This window comes from Betaproteobacteria bacterium, from assembly GCA_009377585.1.
GTDB lineage: Bacteria > Pseudomonadota > Gammaproteobacteria > Burkholderiales > WYBJ01 > WYBJ01.
In genome coordinates, this window is the sequence record WHTS01000173.1 from 1 (window position 1) to 9167 (window position 9167).

7 protein-coding genes are annotated in these 9167 nt (G+C 67.2%); 4 read left to right on the forward strand and 3 right to left on the reverse strand.

Going from position 1 to position 9167, the window contains the following annotated elements:
• The first annotated feature begins 224 nt into the window (after positions 1–224).
• The 3 genes from GEV05_28985 to GEV05_28995 all read left to right on the forward strand — a co-directional run bounded on the left by GEV05_28985 (position 225) and on the right by GEV05_28995 (position 4170).
• Positions 225–1631 carry an amidase gene (locus GEV05_28985; GenBank protein ID MPZ47326.1) on the forward strand — a complete coding sequence of 469 codons (1407 nt, stop codon included), beginning with the start codon at positions 225–227 and terminating at the stop codon, positions 1629–1631.
• A 306-nt stretch (positions 1632–1937) separates the two neighbouring features.
• Positions 1938–3512 carry a YdiU family protein gene (locus GEV05_28990; protein MPZ47327.1) on the forward strand — a complete coding sequence of 525 codons (1575 nt, stop codon included), beginning with the start codon at positions 1938–1940 and terminating at the stop codon, positions 3510–3512.
• A gap of 187 nt (positions 3513–3699) precedes the next feature.
• Positions 3700–4170, forward strand: a complete 471-nt coding sequence (locus tag GEV05_28995; GenBank protein MPZ47328.1) for a hypothetical protein — start codon at positions 3700–3702, stop codon at positions 4168–4170.
• Between the two features lie 148 nt (positions 4171–4318).
• On the opposite strand, the gene GEV05_29000 is transcribed toward GEV05_28995, so the two are convergent.
• From GEV05_29000 to GEV05_29010, 3 genes are all read right to left on the reverse strand, one after another.
• Complete coding sequence (locus GEV05_29000) at positions 4319–5419, reverse strand: CBS domain-containing protein (GenBank protein ID MPZ47329.1); 1101 nt, start codon at positions 5417–5419, stop codon at positions 4319–4321.
• Positions 5420–5761: 342 nt separating this feature from the next.
• Positions 5762–7801 carry an AAA family ATPase gene (locus GEV05_29005; protein ID MPZ47330.1) on the reverse strand — a complete coding sequence of 680 codons (2040 nt, stop codon included), beginning with the start codon at positions 7799–7801 and terminating at the stop codon, positions 5762–5764.
• A gap of 216 nt (positions 7802–8017) precedes the next feature.
• Positions 8018–8863 carry a TauD/TfdA family dioxygenase gene (locus GEV05_29010; GenBank protein MPZ47331.1) on the reverse strand — a complete coding sequence of 282 codons (846 nt, stop codon included), beginning with the start codon at positions 8861–8863 and terminating at the stop codon, positions 8018–8020.
• A 119-nt stretch (positions 8864–8982) separates the two neighbouring features.
• Here GEV05_29010 and GEV05_29015 point away from each other — a divergent pair.
• A partial coding sequence (locus GEV05_29015) for a hypothetical protein (GenBank protein MPZ47332.1) occupies positions 8983–9167 on the forward strand: 185 nt, incomplete at its 3' end.

Genomic DNA, 9167 nt, shown 5'->3' on the forward strand with positions numbered 1-9167 from the left:
AGGAGGGGTGGCGCGCAGCGCCGGGGGTGAGGCCGGGAATTCGCGGAGCATGGTCCGCGCCGGCCGAACGGCATCGGCCTGCATGCCGATGCGCGCCCTGCAAGGGGTGTGGTTCTCGATCGCGGGCGACCACCGCCTCCGCGACGTTGCCGCCTTCAGCCGCTCCTTGCCAGGAGGGGAAAATGTGCGCGATAGTGCAGCACGCATGGCGGAGGAGAGATGACATGAGCAGGCACACCGGCGGCTATGATCCACGCGAATTCAAGGCACTCACTTGGCACGATTCGCTGCCTCGACTGCGCGAGGCGCTCGATACGCCGCGTGCGTACCTGGAACGCTGCCTCGAAACGATCGCGGCGCGCGAGCCGGTCGTCAAGGCCTTCGTCACGTTGAACGAGGCAGGCGCTCGCGCCGCGGCCGATGCGAGCACCGCTCGCTGGAAAGCAGGCAAGCCCTTGTCGCCGATCGATGGCCTGCCGATTGCGATCAAGGACCTGCTGGAAACGAAGGACATGCCGACCGAGATGGGCTGCGACGCCTATCGCGGCAATTTCCCGAAGCGGGACAATGCCGCGGTCTGGGCATTGCGGGCGGCCGGCGCCGTGATCGTCGGCAAGACCGTGACGGCGGAGTTGGGCGGCTCGCAGCCGGGCCCGACCACCAATCCGTTCGACCCGGCGCGCACGCCCGGCGGCTCGTCGTCCGGGTCGGCCGCCGCGGTTGCTGCGCGCATGGTGCCCGCCGCCATCGGCACGCAGGTCGGCGGCTCCATCATCCGGCCGGCGGCCTATTGCGGCAACGTGGCGCTCAAGCCCACGCAGGGCGCGATTAACCGCGGCGAGCGCCAGGCCACCAGCATGAGCTCGCACGGCGTGCATGCCGGCTGCATCGAGGACGTGTGGCAGGTCGCCATCGAGATCACGTCGCGCGCCGGCGGCGACCGCGGCTATCCCGGCCTGTACGGGCCGCCAAGCCCGCCCGCAGCCGTCAAACCGCAGCGGCTCGTCGTGCTGGAGACCGAAGGCTGGCCTGAGATCGAGACCGGCACGCGTTCGGCCTTCGAGACGTTGATCGAGCGGCTGCGCCATGCGAACGTCGAAGTTTTGCGCCGCGGCGACGATCCCGCCATCGAGGCGCTCGAGCGCGCGATCGGCGATGCGCGCCGGATCGGCAACGAGATCACCGCCTGGGAGAACCGCTGGGCAATACGTAACCTGGTGGACCAGTCTCCCGACGGCGCGAGCGCCCGTCTCAAGGCCACGCTCGCCAGTGCCGAAGCCATGACGCCGAACGACTACCGGCAGTTGCTGGTGGAGCGGGCGATCGGGCAGCAGCGCCACGCGGCGATCGGCCCGCTTGCGGACGCGGCGATCCTGCTGTCGTGTCCGGGGCCCGCGCCGCTATGGTCCGGCGATATTCCGGGTCAGCCGCTCGCGCCGCGGCCGACCGGCGATTCGGTCTTCAATATGCCCAGCTCGATGCTGTTCGCGCCGGCGCTGACGATGCCGCTCATGAGCGTGGCCGGCATGCCGGTCGGCGCGCAACTGATGGGACAGCAGCACGAGGATGCGCGCATCGCCGCCCTGGCCCGCTGGCTGATCGAGGGCGTTTCGCCGCTGCTGGCGAGCTGAGGGATGTTCTGAACGACGTCATCCCGTGCAGCCGGCCCCCGAGTGTCCCTATCGTGGGACGGGAATCCAGGGGAGGCGATTGAATTTGCCGGAAGGGACGGCGCAATCACGTTTGTTTGTCAGCCTAACCGGAAACGGGGCACCTTGCTTGCGACGTAACCGGCTCCGAGCGCGCCTTGCGATGGGCCGGGTGCGCTATGCTGGGCAACTCGCTGATTCCCGACATTACGGCTTCCCATGAATACTTCTATCGCCGACGAAGCACGCTCTGCGCAGCGCGACGTGACTACGGTGACGCTGCCCGCGATGCCGCGGCCGCGCTTCGACAATGCGTTCGTGCGCGAGCTGCCCGGCGATGCCTCCAGCGAGCCGCGCCCGCGCCAGGTGCACGGCGCCCTGTATTCGCCGGTCGATCCGACCCGCGTTGCCGCACCGCGACTGATCGCGTACTCACCCGAGGTCGCCTCGCTGCTCGGGTTCCCGGATGAGTCCATCGCCTCGCAGGCGTTCGCCGACGTCTTCGGCGGCAACGCCCTGCTCGCAGGCATGCAGCCCTATGCCGCCAGCTATGGCGGACACCAGTTCGGTCAGTGGGCAGGCCAACTGGGCGACGGGCGCGCGATCACGCTCGGCGAGATGATCGCGCCGGACGGCGGGCGCTACGAGATGCAGCTCAAGGGCGCCGGCCGAACCGCGTACTCGCGCACGGCGGACGGGCGCGCGGTGCTGCGCTCGTCGATTCGCGAATTCCTGTGCAGCGAGGCGATGCATCACCTCGGCGTGCCGACCACGCGCGCGCTGAGCCTGGTCGGGACCGGCGAGGACGTGATCCGCGACATGTTCTACGATGGCAATCCGCGTCCCGAGCCGGGCGCGATCGTGTGCCGGGTCGCGCCATCGTTCATCCGCTTCGGCAATTTCGAGCTGCCCGCTGCCCGCAACGACCGCGCGCTGCTCAACCGCCTGATCGATTTCACGATCGCGCAGTACTTCGCGCATCTGCTGGCCGCCGGCGGCAGTCCGGCGGACGAGGCGGTGCGCGGCACGTGGTTCGCCGAGGTGTGCGAGCGCACCGCACGCATGGTCGCGCACTGGATGCGCGTGGGCTTCGTGCACGGCGTGATGAACACCGACAACATGTCGATCCTCGGCCTGACGATCGACTACGGGCCCTACGGCTGGGTGGACAATTTCGATCGCGACTGGACGCCCAACACCACCGATGCCGAACGGCGGCGCTATCGCTTCGGCCAGCAGCCGCAGATCGCGTACTGGAATCTCGGCCGGTTGGCGAACGCGCTGGCAACAGTGTTCGGCTCGCACGACCCTCTGTACGCCGGGCTGCAACGCTTCGTCGACACCTATGTCGAGGAGGAACGTGGCAACATCGCGGCCAAGCTGGGGCTCGCCGAATGCACCGACGAGGATCTCGAGTCGATGAACGCGCTCTACGAGCTGCTCGAGCGCGGCGAGATCGACATGACGCTGTTCTTCCGCGGGCTCAGCGATGCAAAGCTCGATGCGCCCAGTCTGGACGGATTCGCGCCAGCGTTCTACGACGACGCCAAGCGCGACGCCGTCGCGCAGCCGCTCGTCGACTGGCTGCGGAACTACGCAGCGCGGGTGCGGCGCGACGCCCGCTCAGCCGCCGAGCGCCGGGCGCAAATGCACGCCGCCAATCCGCGCTACGTGCTGCGCAACTACCTGGCGCAGGAGGCGATCGACCTGGCCGAGCAGGGCGACTACGGGCGCATCCACGAGCTGCTGGACGTCATGCGCCGTCCATACGACGACCAGCCGGGGTGCGAACGCTTTGCCGCGCGCCGCGCCGACTGGGCCCGTAGCAAGGCGGGGTGTTCGATGCTATCGTGCAGCTCGTAGAGAGAGCTAGCGGCGTCATTCCCGTGAAAGCGGGAATCCAGCAGGTCCGGAGGTCAGGAGCATCCGCCTGGGCTCCCGCGTTCGCGGGAGGTCGCTTCCGCCCACGGCTGGGAGCGACGACGCGATCCGATCGTGCAGCGTAGGCGCGCGCCGCTGATTGCGGCGAGAGGCAAATGGAGGAGACGACATGATCAAGCTGCAGCGCTTGGGCCACATCCTCATCAATGTTCGCGATGTCGAACGCTCCAAGGCGTTCTACACCAAGGTCCTCGGCTTCACCGTGCTCGAGCAGGATCCCGACCACGGGGGGCTATTTCTTTCCATCGGCGATTACGGCAATACGCTGGATATTTTTCAGAGCACCAACCCGGAGGAATATTCCCAGCCCAAGTCCGAGCTGGGCAAGCGCGTGGGCCTCGGCGTACGCCACATCGCCTTCGCGGTCGAGACCGAGGAAGACTTGAAGCAGGCCTACTTCGCGCTGCAGGATGCGGGCGTGCCGATCTACCGGGCGGTGGATCACACCAGCCAGAAGAGCGTCTATTTCTACGATCCGGACGAGAACCTGCTCGAGATCGTGTGGGAGCGGCCCAACGTGCGCTCGATCTTCGCCTCCGGCCGGCACGACGGCGACCAGCCGGTGAGCTTCGAGCGCTGACGAAGATACGAGGCGGCAGCTCTGCACGGGGCCGAATCGAAGGCGGGACGTCGAACAGGCGCGGCCTCGAGCACGCGGGACCCGAACAGGCGGGACTTCAAGTACTACGATTCGAATTTCCGCTTGCGCCGGAATGACGCGGGCGTTCTCAACGAACGAGGAACGCGGCCAGCCCCAGCAGCATCCCCATGCTCACGACATCGGTCGCCGTGGTAAGAAAGATGCTGGAAGCGGTCGCCGGATCGAGCCCGAAGCGCTTGAGCGTCATCGGAATCAGCGCCCCGCAGATCCCGCTCACGACGCAGGCGCCGACCAGCGCCAACCACACCACGATCGCGAGCAGCAACGCATTCGGGTTCTCCTGGTAGAGCGCTACGGCGAACATGCCGATCCCCGCCACCAGCCCCGTCAGCGAGCCGTTGTAAAAACCGAGCCAGGCTTCCTTCCAGACCAGCACACTGCCCTTGCCGCTTGCGACCTCGCCGAGCGTCATGCCGCGCAAGGTGACGGCGAGCGCCTGGCAGCCAGTATTGCCCGATTGGCCGGCCAGTATCGGCAGGAACAGCGCCAGGATCACCAGGCGATCGACCGTCTCCTGGAACAGCGCCACCACCGCCCCGGCGGCGAACGCAGTCAGCAGGTTCAACTGCAGCCAGGGATGGCGGTACTTGAAGCTTTGCCCGATCGGCGTGGTGAGCCGTTCCTCCTTCTCCACCCCGAAGGTCGTGCCGACCTGGGCCGTGATCTCGATCGCCTGCTCCTCGAACATCGCCTGCCCGCGCACGAGCCCGAGCAGCGTTCCGTGCGCATCGCACACCGGATAGACCGGATAGTGTCGATCCAGCACCTGCTTCATCGCATCGTTGAGCGTGGTTTCGGGCGAGAGCGTGAAGACGTTGCGCAGCGTCACGCTCACGCTTTCCAGCCGCATGCTTTCGTCGGCGAACAGGAGGTCGCGCATGGTGACGAGCCCGCAAAGCCTGCCCTGGTCGTCGACGACGTAGACGTAGGTCACGAATGCGACCTTGACCAGCGCGCGCAGCCGCTCGATCGTCTCGCCCACCGTCATGCCGGGGCGGAACATGGCGTAGGCGGGCTCCATGAGCCGCCCGATGCTGTCTTGCGAATAGGCGCCATTACGCTGCCATTGCCGGGCGAGCTCGGGCGAAACCCAGTCGGTTACGGCAGCGACGGTTTCTGCCGGCAGCGCTTCCAGGATGTCCTGGGCGAATCCGGGATTGAGCGCCATGAGTGCCGCTGCAACCACGTTGGCCGGGTGCCCGGCGAACAGCTCGGCCGCCTCGTGCGGCGGGCGCAATTTGGCTTCGGCAACCAGGGACCGGTGCGGCGGTTCCTGGAGCTCGGCCGTGGTGGCCGCGGAATCGGAATGCACGTTGGCTCCCTGATTTCGTTTTGAGCCGCAAACATACTTTGCGGGCGCCGCAGCGGCAACTGAAATATGTCAGGGAGCTGAATGCGCGACGCGCCTCCGCTTCGCTACGAGGGGCGAAGGGAAGCGATAGTCATTCCCCTTCAGACAAGGAGGGGCCGGGGCGCGACAATGTCGCGGACGGGGGTGGTCTCGACCTCGCTACGCCGCGACGGCCAGATCGTTCGATGCGACGCAAGCCGTCACGACCTCGCCGCTGACCGTCTCGTGCTCGAGCAGTTGCGCGGTGAGCAGATCGAGCGCATGGCGGTGGACGCGCAGCAGCGCCGCGCATTCCTGTTCGAGATCCTTGATGAGATCGCGTGCTTCGCCGATCGCTTCCTGGCTGGTGGCGAGCGGCCGGTCGCGTTCGGGGATTCCCGCGTAGCTGAAGGGACCTAGCCGCTTGCCGAAACCGAACTCGGTCACCATGCGGTAGGCCATGTTGGAGACGCGCTCCAGGTCGTTGGCGGCGCCGGTCGACACTGTCCCGAGTACCAGCATTTCCGCGCCGCGACCGCCGAGCAGCATCGCCATGCGCGCGCGCATCTCCGGCTCGCTCTGCAGGCTGACGTCCTGGTCGTTGGTCACCAGCGTCACGCCGAGTGCCCGGCCGCGCTTGAGGATGCTCACCTTTTCCACCATGCCGACATCGAGCAGCTTGGCGAGGATCGCGTGCCCGGCTTCGTGCACCGCGATGCGATTGCGCTCGCCGGCATCGAGTGCGGCACGGCCGGCCTCGCTGGAGCCGCCCATGAGATGCTGCTCCAGCATGCGCTGCAGGTGCGTCCGGGTCACCGCCTCGGCGCCTTCCTTGGCGGCCATGAGGCCCGCGGCGTTGACGACGTTGGCGATGGCAGCCGGCGGCAGGCCGCTCGAGATGCGCGCCAGCTGGCGGAAATCCAGCTCCCCCGCAGTACGCAGCGCCTTCGCGTGCAGCGCGAACAGCGCCTCGCGCTCGTCCACGTCCGGCAGCCCGAGATGGCAGGTGCGGTCGAACCGGCCGGCGCGGATCAGCGCCGGATCGAGGTTGGCCACGTTGTTGGTCGCGCCCAGGACGACGATGCCCGAGCTTGGCGTGAAGCCGTCGAGCTCCACCAGGATCGCATTGATGATGCGGTTGTTCTCGGTTTCGCCCGCCGAGGCGCCGCCCGAGCGCTTGCCCAGCCCGTCGATCTCGTCGATGAAGACCACGCACGGCGCCTGAGCCCGTGCAGCGGCGAAAAGCTTCTTCACCCGGCGCACGCCGACGCCGAGAAACATGTCGGTGAAATCGCTGCCTGAAAGGGCGATGAAAGGCACGCCGGCTTCACCGGCCACGGCGCGAGCGAGCAGCGTTTTGCCACAGCCGAAGTGACCTTCCAGCACGACACCCTTGGGGGGCTTGGCGCCGAGCTGGGCGAACTTGGCGGGGTTGCGCAGATAGGCGACGATGTCCTGCAGCGCTTCCTTGGCCTCGTCGACGCCGATCACGTCGCAGAAGCGCGTGCCGGGACGCGAGGCCGTCTTGAAGCCGCCGGCGCCGCGCCCCGGGTTCATGTAGAGCAGCATGCCGATGAAGGCGAGCGGCAGCAGCAGCGAGAGCCAGGCCGGATCGATCTTGCGCGCGAAGGTGGTGAGCGGCGGACCGGGCGGCTGGACCGAACCGAGGGCGAAGATCTCCGGCGCGTGGGCGCCGAGGTCGCCCTTGAGCAGCTCGGTCACGAGCGCGCGCTGCGCATCGGTGCGCACATAGTAGCGGGTGCCGTCGTGCCGGCTCACCAGCACGTATTCGGCGGAAAGCCCGATGCCGGCGGCGGCGCCGCTGCGGGCATCCTGCGCCAGCGCGGTCAAGTCGCGCTCGGCTGCGAAGTACGATGCCGAGTCGCTTTCCATCGAAACCGCAAGCGGATTGCGCGCTCGCTCCGGCGCATGGATCGTGTACCAGGCCAGAGTTCCGACGGCGACGATGGAGGCGGCCGCGAGGACCCGCAACAGCAGCTTCTTGTGCTTCATGAGCGACATGATCAAGGTAGGGCTCCGGGCGCAGCGTCCGCGGCGCCTGGGGCGGCCGCGGACGCGTGATGCGCGATGGTCAGTAGAATCATGCAATACCGTGCGCAGCGAAGAGCCGAGCATCCGCTGCTTTGCCCGCCTGCTTGGCAATTTCCGATAACCTGGTGTGGCCACGGCTCGGGCGGCCGCGACCGAGCGATCGGTCACGAAGCTCCGTGGGCCGGGCGGAGGATCGCCGGGTGGCGGGATCTCACGCCTTATCGGAAGACGGCGCTCGCGGCGCCTTAGCGACTCAAAGGAATCCTAACACACGCGATCGCGTCCACAAACCGGACCTGCCTTGGGGTCAGGTCTTGCTTGTTGCAACCTAAGAGCCGATAGCGGCATGAGGTGCAACAAGCAAGACCTGACCCCCCGAAACGATCAGGCGGGGGACGCGGCGTGCGCGTGCTCCTTGATCGAGGTGCGCCAGTGGATGCGGTCTTCGTGCGGGGGATAGTCGCCGGCCGCCTTGTGATAGGAGCAGCGATTGTCCCAGATCACGATGTCGCCCTTGCGCCAGCGGTGCCGGTAGTGGCCCTGTGGTTGCACCATGTAACCGGCCAGCTCATCGATCAGGGCGTCGCTTTCATCCAAGGGCAGGCCCTCGATGTAGAGAATCTTGCCCGGGTCGAAGTAGAGCACCGGGCGGCCGGTTTCGGGATGCGTGCCCAGCACGGTATGGAGCACCGGCTTATCGTGCCGGTCTTCCTCGTTCAGGAGCGCGTTCTTGCGCTTGCGCCCGCCGTAGACATAGGCGCCGCGGCGGCCTTCGAGGCGCTCGCGCAGGCGCTGGGGCAACGCCTCGTGCGCCGCGTACATGCTGGCGAAGTGCGTATCCCCGCCCTGGCTCGGAATGGCGATCGCGTAGAGCTGGGTTGCCTTGAAAGGCACGGCATCGTAGGCGCCGTCGGTATGGAAGCCCTCGGCCCCGCGCAGGTAGATGCTCTTGTCGAGCGAGCCGTCGGGCCGGAACTTGCCGACCCCGAGCATGGTGATCTCCGGGTGCTCGGGGTGGCGCGTGCTCTTGGACGGATGCGGGCACACCTCGCCGAAACGCCGGCTGTAGGCGATGAAATCCGGCATGTCGAGCGCCTGGTCGCGCACCGCGATGACGTTGTAGTCGAGCCAGGCGCGATAGATCCGCTCGAACCCGGCCGCGTCGAGCCGTTTCACGTCGACGCCAGTGATCTCGGCACCTATTTGCTCTCCCAGACGGCGGACTTCCATCGGCGGGCTCCTCCAAGCGGACGGGATGACAAATCGTACACCGTTCGCTTGACGCCTGCAGGGAACGCGGCGGACACTTCCACACTTCCGCGACGGCCCGAGAACAAAGGAGACAAGCGATGGTGCGCAAGGACATCAAGGTTCGTTCCGGCGGCGGCGGCGAATTCGATTGCTATGTCGTGACGCCGGACAGCGAGCGCAAGGTGCCGGCCATTGTGCTGGCGTCGGCCGTGCACGGCGTGGACAAGGATGTGCGCGCGATCGCCGACCAGTTCGCCTCCTACGGCTATATCGCGGCTGCGCC